This is a genomic window from Bacteroidales bacterium, from assembly GCA_014860575.1.
Lineage (GTDB): Bacteria > Bacteroidota > Bacteroidia > Bacteroidales > JAAYJT01 > JAAYJT01.
Genome location: JACZJK010000016.1, coordinates 24,699 through 43,866, shown reverse-complemented (window position 1 = coordinate 43,866; position 19,168 = coordinate 24,699). Strand labels below are relative to the sequence as shown.

The following is a 19,168-nucleotide window of genomic DNA, read 5'->3' as shown; positions in this document are numbered from 1 at the left end:
TGAATACAAGTATTATCAGCGCTTCACTATCCGGAAGGTTTCAACATCCTTTGAATGGTTGATACGGCCAATATAAACGCCCGCCCTCAACCCGGACAGATCAATCTTTATAAGGCCATCTGAGATTTTCTTTACCGGGGCCGATATTTGATTTCCCATGATGTCATAAAGCGCCACATCCCGGGCATCAATCCGGCTATTTGTTTGATTGATATAAACCTCTGCTGTGGTAGGGTTTGGATAAATCTCCAGCATCTGTCCAGGTTCTGTCAGAACCTCATCCTCTGTTACTTCTTCCGATTTAGTACATTTTATTGTACTCCAATGGGCTCGTGAAAGACCTGTACGTTTCTGACCCTTGTGATCATAGCTTGCTACAGCCCATACCAAAAGATTGCCATCAAAGGGAACCGCAAAAGATCCTTTACCAGGCTGAAACAAATCCGGGAGTTCGGTACCATTAAAAAAGCCCGAAGATGAAAGGAAGTTATCGGCTCCTCCTGGAATATATACTGCGGTGCTATTCCTGTTTGTATAGCCAAAATAAGCAATATGTGTAAAGCCGTTCACCGGTGATATTTCTTCAACGCAAAGGATAGTGGGCATGATTTGCTGGGTGCCAGGTCCAAACGGATTAACGTACAATGTTCCTTCTATCGGAATTATTACATAATTGGCGGCTGAGGCAACAGGAAAAACAGTGTAAATGCCGGCAGCGCCTTTAAAAACAGGATTCATATAGAAATCAAGGCTGCTAAGCACGGTTTCATCATCATCAAATTCAAATCCTTCAAAAAGATATTCGAACACGGGCAAAGGGTCTCCGGCATATATGAAAGTGGTTTCAATGGAGACTATCAATGATGCGGGATGGATAATGAAATCCCCAGAAGTGAAATTGCCGATTGAATAATTCGCACTTGAGCTTAAATTACCCTGAAGTACAGCATACGAACCAGCTTCTTCGCCCGGCTCACGAACCAATTCGCCTGTTAATTCATCATCTCCTATCAAGCTTCCACCGGTTATCTCGTATGTGAGTGGCGGATCAGTTTCTCCGTAGTTTTTTTCAACATTGTTGGCAGTGATGCTGAGCAGTACAGGTGCAATGTTTAGGTTAGCAGACACGCTGCCGTAATAATTCGCGTCATTAACAAATGCCTCAACCAGGTAAGTTCCGGCATTTACCGGAACATCGGATAAACCATTGTAGGTCAGGTCAACGATCAAGCCTTCGGGATCGGTCGCAATAACAGGCGTTATGGGATTTCCGGAATACGTTTGTGTGAGGCTCTCTTCAAGAATGTTAATGCTGGCAGGTGCAGCCAGGAACGTAATTGTTCCGGGTTCGTAAGTAACATTGAAGTTATTTGTGACAAGCGTTCCGGCAATAACCCAATAAGTGCCAACCGAGGTTTCAGGAATCAAATTGACTGAAATCAATGTGATTTCACCTTGTGTGATTCCAGCCAGGATGTAGATATCTTCCTCAGTAAGCATTATTACAGATTCCTTATTGTTTGTAGCATTAAACGTGGTTGTGTTGACCAGCGCAGTAGCCTGACCAAGGGATGCTGCATTTACCAATGCGGTGGCCTGGCCGTTTACCAACGCGGTAGCCTGACCGGCAACCAGCGCCCGGGCATTCACCAAAGCTGTGGCCTGGCCGTTTACCAATGCTGTGGCGAGGCCATTGACAAGCGCTGCTGAATCAAACAACAGGTCCGGATTCTCAAAGATCACATCAACCAGATCAGTTGTATTGACCAGGGCCGTGGCAGAGATCATGAAGCTCCTGTTTACCAATGCCTCTGCCGGAGTATTTACAAGGGCTGTAGCTTTTCCATTTACCAGGGCTGTGGCATGGCCAACCTGTAACAATGAAAGGATCTGATTATTAATTTCATCAGGAATATTCAAAGGATTATTGGGATCGTTGTTAAAAATATAATCAAACTCTAATCCCTCAATAGGTTCGCCATAAGTAAGTGTGAGATCCTGTGGTTTTACCAGGAGATCAATGTTTTCGATACTCAGGAATCCATTAACAAATACGAAATCATAGCGATCAAGCAGCGCCAGATCAAGAGAGTCAGTTGCAATAATACCGCTTCCCGGATTCAGCGGATCGGAAGCTGAAGCAGTAATTGCCCAAAAACCGGAATTGGATAAAGGTGTTACGTTTTGGGCTTCAAAAGGAATGCTCAAAACCCGGGCAATTTCGTCAGAATTAAGGCCAGCCTCAGCAAGAGTATAGCTTCCGTTTAAAGTTTCAACGGAATAATTTGCAGTAAAGTCAGGAAGAATTTCGCCGTATTTTTTTATTTTATCATCAATTGTAATTAACAGGGTTTCTTTGGTGGTAAAATAAATTGAATTTGATAATCCTCCATCTTCTCCGTTTGTCAACGCACTTGGAGGGTTATTTACCTGTATGGTAGGATATAAATCAAAAAATGGCAGAACAATGGTTGTTACAGCCGTGTCGCCATACAATATAGTTTCCGTATCCATTGGTTCGCCATTAAAATACACCTGCGAACCCTGGGCAAGGTATTTGCCTTTAATCGTGATAAGAAGGGTATCAACACCAGGCATCAGTGTGGTGTCGTACGAAAGACTAGAAAGTAGCGGCGATGGATTAGCCAGGGTTAGCAAAGCAGCGTCAGCCTGTATGAACCCATAGCCGGAAGCAGGATCATAACCCGGGCTTCCCATATCCAATGCAGTCGTAGTAAGAATTTCCCGCACCTCTTCGGGGCTGATGGTAGTACTATAGAATTTCGATTTGGCTTCAAACAACAGGGCTGCTAATCCGGCAGCATGAGGCGCTGCCGCCGATGTTCCGAAAAAATTAGGGAAGAGATCACCTTCAAAATCAAATCCACCCAAATCAACGGTCGTGTTCACACCGTTTGGGCCTGAGATTTCAGGTTTCAATCTGTCAACGCCATTGATAAGCGTTCCTCCGCGCGATGAGAATGAAGCAACGGTTGGGGGATCAACACCATATTCCGGAGTATTGCTGTAAAGCACCGCCCCCACGGCGATTGCTCCTTCGGCATTTGCCTGTCCAACAATGGTTGAACTTCCGGTACCAGCATATTCATTCATGGTCAATTGACCACGAAATACAATGTATTTAAATCTCACGTTTTCTGCACCGCTGGACTTCATAATAACAAGATTGGCTTCTGCGCCTCCAGGCCCGACAGTAAATGGCAATACCTCAATTGGGTCGCCACCGGTATTTACACGGTTAAATCCAAACAATGTTGTTCCGCCTGTATTGGCAAGATAAATGTCCATATCAGTGGTGGTTGATCCAAAATCTGAACCATCATCCCATTGCAACACCACAAGGTAATTGCCTTCATCCACAGAAATGCTTTGCATTATATCATCTCCGTCATCGCCGGCAAAGTTGTGTGCCACACCGGTTAATCCTGAAGGAGGATTGCCGGGGAAAAATGTGTTTTCATATGACTTGCTTCCAAAATTGCCTGCTGCCGAGAAATAAGTGACTCCTTCGGCTACAACAGTATTTACCGCTTCGGCAACGATGCCATCTTTGAAGAACGGTTCGGTAATATAAGTGATGTCATCAACAATGACATTGCAACCGGCATCTTTCAATTCAATGATCCCGGCGGCAAAATCAACCGGATTGATAAAGCCTGTGCGGAAGGCAAGGTTCGCTTCAGGCGCAATGTCATGAATAATCTGCAACATTGCCCGGCCTTCATCCGAACCTATGTATGGATAATCTTTCAGCACATCCACCTCTGTGTCATTTAGCGGATTGGGAACCAGGTTTCCATTAGGGTCTGTTGCTATGCCGGGCAAGTCGCCTTTTAAAACATCGTCGTTTGCAGGGTTCCCAAATTTCTTATTATAGCTGTCGGATAAAACACCCACTTTAGCGCCTGCTCCCCTGACGTTGAAAACATCGCGGGCAAAATCTGAGCGCATTGAAATATCGCCCTGTGAAGTTACAAGCCCGCTGTTGCTCTGAGGCGGATACTCGGGACGTGCATAATTTACGTACGTTTCCAATGTATCAATCAGCAGAAGGTTGGCAACAGGAAACCAACCGGTGATGGCATTCAGCTCAGGAATAATAATTTCTTCAGTAAGGCCATAAGGTTCTGAAATCAGAATATTTAACAAATCTGGCAATTGTGCCGGCAAGGCGAACACGCGGATTAAGACATTTTCCTCATCAACCCTGAAAATATTATCTGAAACCACCGGGCCGGAATTTATATAAACATCGTGAAGTGATGTTAATTCTGGACCGATCAATGAGCTTTCCAGCTTCCCCCCAACTGGTGGTTCGTAATATGGATAAATGTTTACATCGCCACACTCAAGTATTGACTGGAAATGTGAAATAATAAAACTAACAATCAGTCTGTTCGGTCCTGCTTTGACCAGGGCTTTTTGGTTTTGCAGCCCCCCGGTAAGGGTATATGTCACTTTGAATTCACCGGCAACGCCTCCACCTATTCCATCAATACCATTGATTTTAAACCCCATAATAGGATCGGCCCCAAGATTTGGCCCCATATCAATACTGGTATAAGTCATTGAACCAGAAACAACTTCAACAGAAATATTGGAATAAGTACCTGGCAAAGCCTGAACCGAATAATGAGATAATCCCTTACAACCGGGTGCAGCACAGCCATCGTTTGAAACCAACAGGGTGATCGTATGGCTGTCGTCTTGATTCAGTGTAACCGAAGCAATGCTTGTTCTGTAACCTTGGCCGTGGTTCCTGAATATGTCACAGGGATCCTGCACAAGACTTGCAGATAGGTAACTAACAGAAAAAGTCAGAAGTAAAAGCAACGCGACTTTTTTAAAAGGCAACCGCCTGGCTAAAGCGGTGTAATTTGTAGATTTTATCAGTTTCATGATTGGCAATTTATTGGTTTGATTTTTTTCGAACCTCCCGTGAGGGCAGTTTTTTGATTTTGGTTTAATAAATTCTGGCAATTAGTCATTTCATACCCATGCGAACCTAGTGGCAAAACTAGGCCTAAGTAAGACTATTGATATAGGAGAAATCTCGCAATCAACAGGACAATTGTTGCAGCTAATGGATATAATGGCCCATAAGCCCAATTGTCGTGAAAGACTGGCTATAGTAACAAGGCATCCTGCTTTAAGTTTAACAAGCAATGAAGAAATGGTTTTAATCTCCGACTTCACAAGATGTTTATCAGCAGGCTTCCAGGCAATCCAATTCCTCTTATGACATCAGGATAATCAATGCGTTCTGACGCACCAAGTGGATTAAACTTGGTTTAGGTCTGGTTCATTGATTATGTTATTTGAGCTAAGTAATTGCTAATTAATGTGATGAGCAACTACCTTATCTTAATATTGTGGTAGATATTCTTAAACTACAAATTTATATCTCGATGGAATTATTGAGTATAAATTAAAGTATTAACTGATGTTTCGCTATTCATTATCAAGATTACATAGATTCCGGTTGGATAACCTGCAAGGCTATACCTAAGCAGGTTTGAATCAGCTTCCTCCTTCAGGATTATTTCACCTATCATGTTATAGATGATAATAGTAGTTGGAGAACCTTCCGTTTCCTTACCAAGGTCAATAGTAAATTCCCCGGATGTTGGATTGGGGAAAATCCTCAACGCTTGTGCGGAATGTTCTGTTGATTCCATCTCCGGCTGCACAGGCATGATTGAATGACTAGCAAGAAGTTGGGGCGGAAGCGTACAGAATTCATCAGAAATACAGGCATGAAAATAACCATTGAGGGCAACATTAAATTCCGAAGCAATAGCGATATAATTGCCGGCGATTAACGTCAGGCTGCCTCCAGAATCCACTGTAACATCCTGTATAGTGATGTGGTTGGTTGCGCCAAAACATTCGCTGTCATTTTCTCCAATAACGAAGTTGCTCAAGTGGATGCTATCAGCAGGGCATGGGGAAATGTATTTGTACATCGCCTGTGTGACCGCATTCTCTGCATTGTTTAAGGTTATAATGGCGATGTGTTCCTTTTCCACGTCGTTGTGAAAATAGAAGGTAACGGTGGTGTCACGCCCCAGACCGTTGAAACCGGCCAGTCTGGCGTTATCGGTGATGTCTATCCAGTTGAGCGGGGGGATTTTGGCATCAAGGCGGGTTACTGTGTGTATGATGCGTTGTTCCCGCAGCACATCTTAGGTGCCGCCAAGTATGCTCACAGTGCCAAAGCCGTTCACCACCTCAAAAACTTCAATGTACACCCGATAGCGCATTAAGTCTATTGGTGGATTACCCAGCACCAGGGCTAAGTTGATCATCAATTGGGGTGGAAAGGCCGAGGGCAAAAACTTTTCGAGGAAACCAGAAGAGCTTACATAAATGTCGAAAAAATTCAGGGGCGCACGGCGATCGGGAAGCGGCGGGAGATATTCAAACAAATTATTGGCGACTAGGTCGTGGGGTAAGATGCCCCAATAGGCTTGCAATTCAAACTTCGTGGGCGTCACGTTGTAATAATTCTCCGCAGTAAACGGGAGAGGCGTGAACAGCTCGGCGCCGGGCACATTTGCCCCCTGGTTGCCCTGGCTGGCTGGCTTATAGATGAAGTTTTGGGTCGCATCTGCTTGCAGGCTGGTATAGTCCCAGGTGTAGGGGCCACCCGGCGGGGTGAATGGTACAATCCCGGTTGGGAAGTTGTCAATGGCCATTTTCAACGTATCCCCGGCTACGGGAAAGGTAGCATTGGTGACGGTGATTTGGGCGAAAATCCCGTTAACAGCGAACAGTAGGACGGAGAGGGATAAATATTTTTTCATGAATGTATTATGTTTTAGTTATTGAATTTTATCGAAAAAAGACCCTGAATCTATGTTTCAATCAAAAAGTTGAAAGAGTGAATAATATCCTTGTATTTATGAAAATCAACTTTTGGGGTTTTGCCTGCTGCATGAAATCCCGCTGGTACTGTCACTATGCCTGACGAGACAGTCACATCCTTGCATTTGCCCGGTATCAGCATTTTGAAGTTTTTCATGAGGCTTAGTCGCTTATCCTGTTTAATTCATCATCTATTGCCGAACGGCTCCTTTTCCTGGCTTTGGCCTGCTGATTACCGAAATTATAAGTGGCGTTGATGCCAACCCGTTGGTTATCGAAAGTTCTGACCCCATCAACTTCCATCCCGCCATAGCGACTTTTGTAGTAAAAATCACTGGAACTTCTGAAAATATCGTTTCCGGTAAGTTGGATCATCAGTTTGCGTTCAAAGAAATCTTTTCTGATCCCAATGTTTACACTGTACGATCCTTCAACTTCCACTGATCCACGCCAGATCCAGGGCCCCCAGATATTGGAAGTGAGTTCCATGGCTACTCCCCCCGGCAACTTCAGGTTGTTTTGCAAGCGAAAACTGTATTGATTTGATTTCAGGTCAATCTGCGTTCCTTCCAGTTCGCCTTTGTAAGTAGCAATATTGTAAACCAGGAAGGATGAAAACTCCCACCATTTTGAAACCGTAAGCGGATAACTTACTGAAAGGCCATTGTTGGTGGCTTTTTGCAGGTTGCGGGGGATAAGCACACTTCCTTTTTCATCCCTGATTTCAAAAATGGTTGCAAAGAAATCTTTAGTAATGCTGTAGGTGTTCGAAATGATCAGCTTACGTTTGAACGCGTATGTAAGCTGATAATTTGTAATGTAGTTGGGGTTCAGAAAAGGGTTGCCTTTCCATGACGACAATTCACTCATCCTCGATTCGAAAGGATTTAAATCCTGGTAGTTGGGCCTTGTGATCCGTTTTCCGTAACTGGCGCTGATCACGCTGTTATTCTTGTTGTCAAAGGAGATGCCCACATTGGGAAAAAAATCAAGATAATTTCTTTCTACTTCGCTGTCTTGCGTTGGGATGCCGCTATCCAGAACCCCCAGCGAAGATGTGTTTTCCATTCTAAGCCCGGCATTGATGGTGACTTTGTCCGAAGGCCTGGCATTCATCATAAGGTAAAGTGCAGCCACTTTTTCTGTATACGTGAAGTCATTGCTACGGCTGATATCAAAAATGGGCTGTCCGTTTTCGAGATTGTAAAAAGCAAGCTCATTGCCGGTTTTGATGTATGAATACTTCGCTCCCGCTGATAATGTCACTGTTTTGAATTTCTTTTCATAGTCCAGCATTGCCGACCACAAATCAATTTCAGTGTCCTGATCATATTCTTTATCAAAGGACCGCAGAATTAAATCTGTTGTTGGATCAAAATAATCATTTGGCTGCTGTGTGTTCTTATTGCTGGAATATTTACCCAGGCTAATATCAGCCGAAAGATTGGAGCTGCTGCTGACTGCAAACCTGTAATTCAGGTTCAGGTTATAATTTTCACTTGGGTTTTTATCAAGCGCTGCAGCCTGGAGAATTTCATCGTTTACACCGTTTGATCCGTCAAAAATGCCCGTAGTGCTTCGCAGTACATTATCCCTGTTGTTGATAAACACCCTGCCATCGAGGCTGAATGTTTGCCTTGCATTGATGGTATAGTCCATCCCGCCGGAAAAATTATATCCTTTACGGTTGTTTAAGCCTCTCGACTTCTTGTCTAAAAGAAATCCGTTTTGCAAGGCAATCTCTGTAAAATTGTCCTGCCAGTTATTGTCTGTGTAATTCAAATTTGTGAACACGTTGATTTTTTCTCCGCTATGGCTTAATGAAGTTCCCGCGTTAATCCGAGAATATTTTCCTTGAACATAGCTTCCGGTAAGGTTGCCGTTAAAACCGAGATTGACGTTCTTTTTCAGCACAATATTTATAATTCCGGCTGTGCCTTCGGCGTCATATTTTGAAGACGGATTGGTGATGATCTCAATGGATTCAATATTCTCAGAACGCATACTTTCCAAAAAGTTTGTAAGATCGCTGCCTGAGAGGCGGCTTGGCCGCCCATTTACAAAAACCAGCACACCGCTTTTGCCTTGCAAAATGATGTTGTTGTCCATATCTACGATCACACCCGGTGATTTGCCAATGAGTTCCAGTCCGTTGTTCCCGGATGCATTGATGCTGCTGGATACATTAAAAACCATTTTGTCGGCATGAACTTCAACGAGCGCTTTGGTGGAAGTAACCTCCACAGCATCCAACTGGGTAATAGCCGGTAAAAGTGTAATTCGCTCCAGCGTTAACTTCTCATTGGGTTTGAGTGATAACTTGCTTGATACATAAGTTTTGTATTCCAGATTCCTGATCTGGACAAAATAATCGCCTGCTACTATCTTTTCGAGCAGAAACGAGCCTTCTTCACTGCTTAAAGTGCCTTTAACCAACACCGAGTCTTTGTTGAGCAGCATGATGGTGGAATACATTGCCGGTTCGTTGCCGGGTCCGAATACAGAGCCATGTATTTGCGAATCACCTTGCTGAGCCAGTGTTAAGTTGCTCAGTAACAATAAGGGAAAGAAAAGTAATGTGGTGTACTTTAACAGAGTCATAGTTAAATGTTCTTAAATTAGTTATTCTTGTTTCCGGTAAATCATATACCAGTTAATGAAATGGACTTTAGAGTCCGGCCTCGTTAATTCCTCCTTATCTTCTTTTGTGAGGATGGGTATCATCACATCATCACCGGGTTGCCAGTTGGCCGGAATCACCGTGTTATCATTTTCAGAATGGGTTTTGAGGGCTTTGAGGGTTCGTAAGATTTCATCGGTATTGCGCCCGACTTCGTTGGGATAGAAGTAGAAAGCACGGATTTCGTTTTCCGGACTTACAAAGAAAACACCCCTGATGCTTTGCCCGCTGCTGCTCCGTGGGTCAATCATACCATAGCTGCGTGAAATCTCAGCAGAGCTATCAACAACCAACGGAAAGTCAATGCTGACCTGCCCCCTGCTTTTGTAATTGATTTCTTCGAGGTCGGCTTTCCAGTTCTGGTGCGAAGCCATCCGGTCAACAGAGATTACGATAATATGTGCGCCCAGCGCTTTGAACTCTTCCTGCCGGTAAGCAAGTTCCAGGATTTCAGATGAGCATACGGGTGTAAAATCACGCGGGTGGGCAAAGAGAATTTTCCAATCTTTGCCAAAATCATCCGGAAATGAAACCGGTCCGTTTGTAGAAGTAGATTTAAATGCCGGCGCCTGCGATCCGATCAGGGGAATATTTTGAACCCCGCCTCTTTGCGCAAGAGAGGAATTGAATAAAAGAGTGATGAACCCTATGATTAGCAATTGATTTTTTATGTGAAGCATTCTTTTGTTTGTTTATAGGTGTTTGTAATTCAAGCTTATTAGATGTGGTTTTTTTCGATTTGCAATTGAAGCTGTGTCAAATCTTGTTGGTTTGCCGTTTTTTATCATTCTGATCCGCCACAGCGGAGAGGAATCTGTTTTACATACTATAGATCCTTCACTTCCTGCCCGACTAAGTCATTCTGGCGGGCGTTCAGGATGACAAGATTTGACTTTTCGAGACAGGCTCCTCCTCCCAACCCCGAAAGGCTATTATCTGACCTGGTTACATTTAGTTAGTCTATTCGATTTAAAAAAATTTACAGTTGCTCACTAACCATTCAACCACTTTTCAAAACTCCTGTTAGGCTCTCCATCAGGATAGGTCCAGTCTGGCTTTAATTTAAGTCCGCCTTCTTTTCTCCAGATAAAATCCATGGCTTCGGCCGTGTCTTTTTTATTGTCAATTTTTAACAGCAGCAGACAACCCTGATCCATTTCGATTTTTCCAATCAATGATGTAATATTTTGGGCAAACAGGGCATTGCATATAACCTCAGCCTGCCCCATATCATAGGTAGCCCATACAACGCCATATTCACCTGAAAGCAGCGTTTGTTCATCTAATGAAATATCAATATCAAGCGGAATTCCCGGAGGCAGTTCGGGTATGTTTTTGTTGCTTAAAAACTTCCATGAAACAGAGATACCCGGATGGAGAACAATTTCCCCATCCGGATTGAATATCCCTGTTATTTTAATCAGCTTCAAGGTTTATGGTGTTGGCTCTTCCAGTTTGACAAGTGCCAGGGCAACGGCTGAGTTGTTCCAGTAACCGTGTTCAGACACTATTTTTTGATTTATAAATCGCTGGGTAATGTGTAGCGGTATTTCATATTCTTCACCGCTTGCTTTCAGGGTTCCAATCCAAAGTCCCCAGTAATTAACCCAGGTCTCGCCATCGTCGGTGAGCACCATTTCGAAGAAATCTTCTTCAGCTACATAATCTATGGAGGAGAAGAGTTCATGATCCTGCTTGTATTCAGTGATGGCAGCAGCAATGGATATTCCTTTTCCCTCAGGAACATTGTTCAGCACTTTTGCCGTGTCGGCATAAAGCAGCTTCAGTGCCTCCCAATTTCCATCCAGATAATGTTTAAGTGTTGATTTGGTGATTTCAATTTCAGGAGATGTTGAGAAATAGCGTTCTGGCTGGTTCGTGTTGCAGGCTGTAATAAGCACAACTGCGAAAAGTAAAAAAAATACTCTTTTCATAAGATTTGTTTTATTTGTTTTTAATTGAATGATTTGTAAATACTTATTCTGGTGGCAGATTGCGAGTCCAATGTGGTGCCAGCCAGCAAAAACATCTTCAGGTGTTGACTGCTTGAATTTATAAATCCGTTATTGGTTCATTGCACTAACTACCTGCCCGGTGTCAGTAAATTGCTGAAATCGAATAATTTTGCCATCTTTCAAAGTAAACCAATGGGCCACATGTGCGTTTATCTCTGCTCCGTTCTTTTTGTACTTTGCCTTGTAACGCAGGGTAGATAGCACCTGATTGTTCGACATATCGTGCAATTGGATGTCGGTCAGGTTCCAGTATTCCCACTCTTCGCCGAGGCGGGCAAAGACGCCTTCCAGCACGGCCTGCGGACCGATGTAAGGATTACGATCGGCGTAAGGGAAACCCTCGGCCTCGTTCCAGATGATATTGGGATCCATCGTTGCCAGTGCATTTGGGATATCGCCTATGGCAAAAGACTTGTAAAGCTTGTCAATGACGGTGACATTCCCTGGCGACGATACGATGCCCAATTGCGCCAACAACGCCATGTTGTCCATGAAATCCCGCTCCTCGGCTATCCTTCCATCGCTACTCATACGGGCAATGGTGCTACCTTCCAGGTTGACACGGTTCCCCGTTGCAGGGATGCCGAAAAAATCTCCTGTATGCTTGCCCTTGAACGTCCAATGCTTCGCCAATTGGTCGCCTTCCCCGAAGACGTTGTTGATTGTAAATTGAATCTCAGAGAAGCCGGTCAGGAAGTTTTTGTAGTAAGCAGCCATGGCTTCGATGCCGACAATGTTTTCCGGCTCAGTGTGCATACGTACATCCTCGGTGAAATGCCTGGTATTGATAAGGTCGAGCCGCCCTTCATTCACGATGCTATGCCAAACCTTGGTGTACATTTCGATGTTGGCGGCCACTTTAGGATCAGAGTGGGTCACTTTGGTTGCCGATTGGGCTTGCAGAAAGATGGTGCACCCAAGGAGGGTTGCTAATAATAGAATACTTTTCATGATGATTTATGTTATTTGTTTGATAATGCGGGCGGGTTATGGCTCATTTCTTCGTCACGTTTGTACAGATATGACCATACTTCTTTAACCGCTTCGCGGTATTCGGCCTGGAGTTGTTCTCTTTTTTCCTTTCCATTAGCGTTCTCATAAATCGTCCATACATTGTCCCTGTCAAGATCCAAAGCGGCAAAATTTGCGAAAGGAGTGGAGACAAAAAAATCAGGTACATCTTTATTTCCACCCATAAGGCTGTACCAGTATCCACGTGGCGAACCTTCAGCCTGCTTGATAGCATCAGATAGCTGTTTAATGATTTCTTTAAATTTCGTGCTGCTTTTCACTTGCCAGGAGGTCACCCACAACACCGGGTCGGAATTGGGAGCCGTTTTGCTATTTTCCGGTTCGAACCTTGCAAAATTATTCTCGGATGATTCGATATGCGGATTGATCAAATTACGGACGAGGTCGCGGCAATTTTTCCCGTCATCATTGGTTTCATCCATCTCAGCCCAGTTGGCCATTCTCGAAGATAAAATGTAAACATTCCCCTCGCCATTCATTCTATGCCACATGCTCCATGTCCATTCACCCTTGTTTTCGAGATAGCAGGCTTTCCAGGCCTTTACACCTTCGCGGAACTGGATGTCATGGCCGCGTTTTACGGTGAATTCAGTCATAGAAAGGATGAACCCTTTTTCACTTTCCTGTGCCTGAATTCCATTGCTGAATAGGGTTGAGACAGCAATAAACAAAATCGCAAATAATAAATTTGCCATTTGTACTCTGATAGTTTTCATAATTGGTTTGATTAAAAAATGCCTACTCTTTGTTTGAGGATTTTCAGCTTGCTCCTTAGTTCAGAATGAACTGTGGCAAATGTACTTTGGAAGACGGCGAACGGGGTAGGATTTTTAGTGCAAAGTGCCGGACTTTTCTCGCATAAAAGCCAGATATAAAAGATAATGCATCCCCGATGCAGTAGGAAGCGAAGGATAAAAAATAGGATCGGAGTATAGATTAAGGCTAATTCGCTACAGTGTATTCCGACGGGCTACAACCGAATTGTTTTTTGAATGCGCGTGAAAAATAGGCATTGTCGTTAAAGCCCACTTTGTAACAAATTTCGGAAACCGATCCGGCTTTTTGTGCAAGCAGGTCTGCCGCCCTTTGAAGACGGAGAGAGCGGATCAACTGACCGGGTGGCTGGTCAATCAGTGCATTGAGTTTACGGTTAAGTTGCGAAACACTCATATTGACATGATCGGCAAGGCTTTCGACCGAGAACTGTTCATCTTCAAAATGCGTTTCAATGGTATTCATAATCTTTTCCAGAAAGGCCTGGTCAACTGAAACAGCGGAAACCTCAGATGGCCTGATAACGGTGGATTTGCTGAAACGTTTGCGAAGTTGTATACGCTGAAGAATCAGGTTTTTAACATTGGCTTTCAGCTCTCTGGCATTGAAAGGTTTAGTCAGATAGGTATCCACACCTGTTTCCAAACCCTCAATTTTATCATCAATTCCCGCCCTGGCCGTAAGCATTATTATTGGTATATGGCTGGTCTTTTCATCCGCCCTGATGGCTTTGCAAAACTGGTAGCCATCCATTTTGGGCATCATCACATCCGAAATGATTAAGTCGGGTATATTGTCCTGCGCCATTTTGATGCCCACTTCGCCATCACTGGCCTCTGTTACCAAATAATTGACTTCAAGCTGTTCGCGGATGTAATTGCGTATATCAGCATTGTCTTCAACAAGCAGTATGATTTCGCGGCTATCGTTCCCATTAAGTTCCGTGTGACCTGGATCATTGATGAGTTCAGTTGCTCTATGTGTATCGCCCATATTTATAGAGAAAACCTCTTCTGTTGAATGTTTTGCAGCCTCTCTTTTTTCCGAACCATTACTATCGTATGGAAGAGAAATGATAAATTCAGTTCCTTTGCCCTCCCTGCTGTTAACCCTTATTTTCCCATTATGAAGCTCAACCAGTTCTTTGGTCAGCGCTAACCCGATTCCTGTGCCTTCATATTCGCGGGTGCTTGAAGTATCCACCTGGTAAAAACGATCGAATATGTGTGGTAGTCGGTCTTCAGGAATTCCAATTCCTGTGTCTTTTACACGGATAAGAACCCGATCATTTTGCTCTATGCCGAGTGTCACGTTGATCATTCCATTTTCAGGTGTAAATTTGATTGCATTTGACATGAGGTTATAAAATACCTTTTCCATTTTATCGGGATCATAAGACACCGGAATGTAATCGGCTTCCGATTCAAAGCCAAGTTCAATTTGTTTACTGGCTGCGAGAGATTCAAACGAATAGAAAAGACTTTTAAGGAACGTGACAATGTTTTGGCGTGTTGCTGCAAGCTCCATGCTTCCGGCTTCAAGCTTCGATAAATCAAGCAACTCATTGATGAGGGTAAGCAATCGTTTGGCGTTGCGGTTGGCAACCTGGAGTTTCCCTTTTTCCTTTGTGTCAATGCCTGAAGTCATTACACTTTCAATTTGTCCTAAAATCAGTGTGAGCGGTGTTCGGAATTCATGCGATATGTTGGCAAAAAAGTGTGATTTCAATTGATCTAAATTCCGGAGCGAATCTGTAGTTACTTTTTCCAGCTTCAGTTGGTTCCGAAGGAGGATTCTGTTCATTTCATAGCGTCTTATTCCAAAAAGGATCATGAAAAACAATAACATGTATAAAATAATTGCCCACCAGGTAAACCACCAGGGTGGCAGCACTCTGAAACTATAACTGATCGGTTCGCTCCAAACACCGTCAGGACTTTTGGCCCGGAGTTTAAAGGTATAAGTTCCCTGCCTCAAATTGTTATACTCAGCCATGGTATTGTTGCTCACCGCGCTCCAGAGCTTGTCGTTTCCTTCGAGCATAAACTGGTACTGAACCAAAAACGGTTTAGCGGTTTCAATCGCCACAAAATCAAAACCAATACTGTTGTGGGTGTAGGGTAATACCAGATTTTCGGGAATCGCATTGAACGGGCTCACGCGTTCGAAGCGGATTTTACTGAATTTACCGATCAAGGTATCGCGTTCGTTTTCACTTAATCGCTTACCGAAAACATTTAATTCATTATGCACATAAGCATTGGTAGCTTGGGGGGATTCGCTTAGTTGACCTTCTTTGGCTCTGGCTCTGGCTCTTTGAAGGCTGTGCCAACTTATTTTATCATGATTTATGCTTACGTTCTGGATAAACACATTTGGAGCCTGGGTATTTCTGCGAACCTCTCTATAATCAAATCGCAGCAGTTTATCTCCCGTTCCGGCCCATAAATATCCACGGCTGTCAACCAGCATACTGTAATTATTGCTGACATCTTTTATCGGGTAGCCTGTTTGTTGGTTAAAGCTTTCCACCCCTTCTTTTGCGATCTTTTCGCTTTCCGAACTTAATCCGCCTTTAAGCAATGTAATCCCTTTACTCGTGCCAATAATAATATTGCCATCATCATCTTCCAGAATACCATACACCACATCATTGGGAAGGCCGTGCGTTGTGTTGTAATTTTTGAAAATGTTTTTCCCGATTTGCGAAAAATCGCTCTGGCTCAACATTTCCAACCATTCTTTTCGGATTATTGAAACACCTCCACCCCAACTTCCAATAAGCAGGTTGCCGGTTTTATCTTGTGTTACGATGGATAATTTATTGTCGGGAAGTCCCTGGGCTGTTGTAAAATTCATAAAGTTTTCGCCATCGAACCTGCTTAATCCACCTCTTGTTGCGAACCATATCACACCCGAATTATCTTCATGAATGTTCCAAACAGTATTGTGCACAAGTCCCTGCTCAATGGTGTAATTTTTAAACGATTTGCCATCAAACCTGCTCAAGCCGCCTTCAAATGTTCCGATCCAGATATTCCCTTTGCTGTCTTCTTTAAGACTTACAACTTTGTTATCAACCAATCCATGTTTTGGGCTATAAGTGATAACGGAACGCCCGTCATATTTGCTCAAACCATCATCCGAACCAAACCACAGACTGCCGTTTTTATCAATGATCATGGCCAGAACATCCTGATCAGTGAATCCTTGTGACGTAGTAAAATTCAAAAAACCAGCGTTTCCGACAGGCAAGATATTTTCAATTTTTTCATGCCAGTCAAACTCAAACTTTGCTATTCCCCCTTCATTGCCGCCCATCCACAAATTACCATCCTTATCCTCAGATACAGCATACACAGTTTTAACCGGCAAGCCTTGTTTTGCAGCAAACTCAACAATTCCATTTCCATCATACTTGCTCAGTCCGCCGCCCCAGGTGCCAATCCAAAGGCTGCCTGAGTTGTCCCCAGTAATGCAGGTGATTTCATTATTTGCCAGACCCTGCAAAGTCGTATAGTTCACAAAAGAAGAATCTCCTATCCTGAATTCTGATAAGCCTTCCTTTGTGCCTAACCATAAACTCCCCTTTCTATCTGAAAATATACATCTGATTCTGTTACTTATAAGTCCATTTTCGGTTGTATAGATTGATATAGCAAGTTCACCACTTGCTTTAATGTCAGGATCATATCTGACTAATCCTTCATTGATACCAAACCAGATTATCCCTTCTTCGTCTTCGGCTAAACATAACACCCTTTGACCTTCCAATCCTATGGACCTGGAATAATCATCAAATGGTTTTTTTCCTTTAGTCTCTGCTTCGGCATCATAGCTGCACAGACCATTTTCAGTAGCAAACCATATATTTCCTTTGCTGTCTTCAAGTATGTCGTCAACAAAGTTTCCAGTAAGTCCATGATCTGTGGTATAATTCTTAATCAATGGAGTTCCATCATCTTTTCCATTTGGGTTGTACCTGCTTAATCCGTTATAAGTGGATATCCAGATATTGCCACTTTTATCTTCTAGTATTTTATTGACATTATTATCAACAAGGCCATGTTCAACCGTCAGGTTTTCAAAGTAAATACCATTATAAATGCTCACCCCGCCATAGGTTCCAAACCAGATGTTGCCTTCACTGTCTTCGGAAATACTACGTATAAGGTTATGGATCAATCCATGTGAGGAATTATAACTGGTAAACTTTTTACCATCATATTTGCTCACCCCATTCCCTGATGTACCAAACCAGAGATTCCCGGCCTTATCTTTGAACCCGCAGAGAATGCTGCTCAAAGCCAAACCATGTTCGGTGTTGAACTTTTGCATGCTTATAAAAAAGTCAGCCGGTAGTTTAACAGGCGCTGGTTTTGTTGAAAGATCAATGATATGGGGAGGCGGATAGTCACTCAAAAGATAAACAACCGGATCACCTGCTTCTACTAGCACAGGGGGATTTATAGTATCAAAAACTGAGAAAACATTCTGTCCTACAGGCTTGGGATTTGTATTGCAGGCAGCAAGGGTAAAGAGTAAGATACCTGCCCATAGTAAGAAGTATACCGCTTGATAATTCTTCATTTTCACTTTGCTAACTTCACATGCCCAAAAGAGCATTATGCCGGAGCTATGTTAGCTCAACCTTGCATAAATTGATGAATTTGTTCTTTTAGAAGATGGAAACCCGACCGTTGTGTGTTTTCAACAACTCATTAAGGGTTTTGATTGGAGGATGCTGTTAAAAGTGTTCAAATAATAATAAAGAAAACCCTGATTATCATAAACACTTGCAAAACTATCCGCTGTGCTCCACAGGAGAACCCATCCTAAAACAATTCTGGATTTTGTGTACTTTTGAACATAAATCTTAAAATCGGCTTTGAAACACCCAAATATACATATCAGGGAATCCTTTGGCCAAAACATGGTCAGGCTCATGTTTTTTTATAACCAGCTGGCAATCCAATACCTGCAGCGGGATCACAATGTTCATGAGAATATTCACCAGGCCAGGCTTTGCTTTAAGCGGATGAGAAGTTATTTACGCTTGGGTCGCAGCGGTATTGGCAAACAATTATATCAGGAGTATAATGTCTTTTACCGTGACCAATCACGAGCCTTATCTCAATTGCGCGATTTAACAGCCATTGCTGAAACCTTGAAAGGATTTATTAAAACACGCCGGACAAAATCTGCAAAATCCTTCCTCAACCATTTTAAAAACAGTTTAGTACTACAGCGAAGGCAGCAGCTTGATAATATAATTGAAAGCAATATCAAGGCAGATGTGATCAAAGCCCTGCAGGTTCGAAGCGAAGAAATTACTAAATGGGAATTCACAGCCGATGCTGATGAAGTATTCAGCTCCGGCGCAAAACGCATTTATGAAAGAGGAATGCGCCTTTTCCATCTAACTCAGACAAATCCTGACGATCACAACATGCATGAGTGGCGCAAACAGGTTAAATATTTCTGGTACCATCTTGTCGTGCTTACACCCGTCTGGTCTGAAATAATGGTGGTATGGGCCAAAGAAGTTCAGAACCTGAGTCAGCTCCTTGGAAAACATCATGACCTGGTGTTGCTCGAAAGTTCCATTCAATCCTTGAATCCGGATCCCAAGTACAAACAGATCGTAAGCAACCTGAAATCAAGTATAAGGCTCAGAAAGAAGCGGCTTGAAAAAGCAAGCTTAATCCTTGGATCAAAGATTTATACCGAAAAACCTTCCTCTGTTGGTAATAGACTGAAGGCATACTGGAAGTAACCT

The 19,168-nt window shown here is 43.2% G+C and carries 11 protein-coding genes; 1 reads left to right on the top strand and 10 read right to left on the bottom strand.

All coding sequences use genetic code 11. The features are described from left to right. Positions 1-15: 15 nt before the first annotated feature. The 10 genes from IH597_03165 to IH597_03120 all read right to left on the bottom strand — a co-directional run bounded on the left by IH597_03165 (position 16) and on the right by IH597_03120 (position 17,979). Positions 16-4,920: a S8 family serine peptidase gene (locus IH597_03165; protein ID MBE0661444.1), complete on the bottom strand. Its 4,905-nt coding sequence runs from the start codon at positions 4,918-4,920 to the stop codon at positions 16-18. A gap of 515 nt (positions 4,921-5,435) precedes the next feature. Beyond that, positions 5,436-6,203 (bottom strand): T9SS type A sorting domain-containing protein, encoded by a 768-nt coding sequence (locus IH597_03160; GenBank protein MBE0661443.1) that lies wholly within the window; start codon positions 6,201-6,203, stop codon positions 5,436-5,438. Between the two features lie 3 nt (positions 6,204-6,206). Further along, positions 6,207-6,827, bottom strand: coding sequence for a hypothetical protein (locus IH597_03155; protein ID MBE0661442.1), 621 nt, complete (start codon positions 6,825-6,827; stop codon positions 6,207-6,209). A gap of 223 nt (positions 6,828-7,050) precedes the next feature. After that, positions 7,051-9,489, bottom strand: coding sequence for a TonB-dependent receptor (locus tag IH597_03150; protein MBE0661441.1), 2,439 nt, complete (start codon positions 9,487-9,489; stop codon positions 7,051-7,053). A gap of 21 nt (positions 9,490-9,510) precedes the next feature. Next, complete coding sequence (locus IH597_03145) at positions 9,511-10,248, bottom strand: redoxin domain-containing protein (GenBank protein MBE0661440.1); 738 nt, start codon at positions 10,246-10,248, stop codon at positions 9,511-9,513. A gap of 312 nt (positions 10,249-10,560) precedes the next feature. Beyond that, positions 10,561-10,998 carry a hypothetical protein gene (locus IH597_03140; protein MBE0661439.1) on the bottom strand — a complete coding sequence of 146 codons (438 nt, stop codon included), beginning with the start codon at positions 10,996-10,998 and terminating at the stop codon, positions 10,561-10,563. Between the two features lie 3 nt (positions 10,999-11,001). Continuing rightward, positions 11,002-11,502 (bottom strand): nuclear transport factor 2 family protein, encoded by a 501-nt coding sequence (locus IH597_03135; GenBank protein MBE0661438.1) that lies wholly within the window; start codon positions 11,500-11,502, stop codon positions 11,002-11,004. A gap of 129 nt (positions 11,503-11,631) precedes the next feature. Further along, positions 11,632-12,534, bottom strand: coding sequence for an ester cyclase (locus IH597_03130; GenBank protein MBE0661437.1), 903 nt, complete (start codon positions 12,532-12,534; stop codon positions 11,632-11,634). 11 nt (positions 12,535-12,545) lie between these two features. After that, on the bottom strand, positions 12,546-13,331 hold the full coding sequence (locus IH597_03125; protein ID MBE0661436.1) for a hypothetical protein: 786 nt from the start codon (positions 13,329-13,331) through the stop codon (positions 12,546-12,548). A gap of 226 nt (positions 13,332-13,557) precedes the next feature. Then, complete coding sequence (locus tag IH597_03120) at positions 13,558-17,979, bottom strand: response regulator (GenBank protein ID MBE0661435.1); 4,422 nt, start codon at positions 17,977-17,979, stop codon at positions 13,558-13,560. A 298-nt stretch (positions 17,980-18,277) separates the two neighbouring features. Between IH597_03120 and IH597_03115 the strand changes: the two genes are divergently transcribed. After that, the gene (locus tag IH597_03115) at positions 18,278-19,165 is read left to right on the top strand and encodes a CHAD domain-containing protein (protein ID MBE0661434.1); all 888 of its coding nucleotides are present in this window, start codon (positions 18,278-18,280) and stop codon (positions 19,163-19,165) included. Positions 19,166-19,168 lie beyond the last annotated feature (3 nt).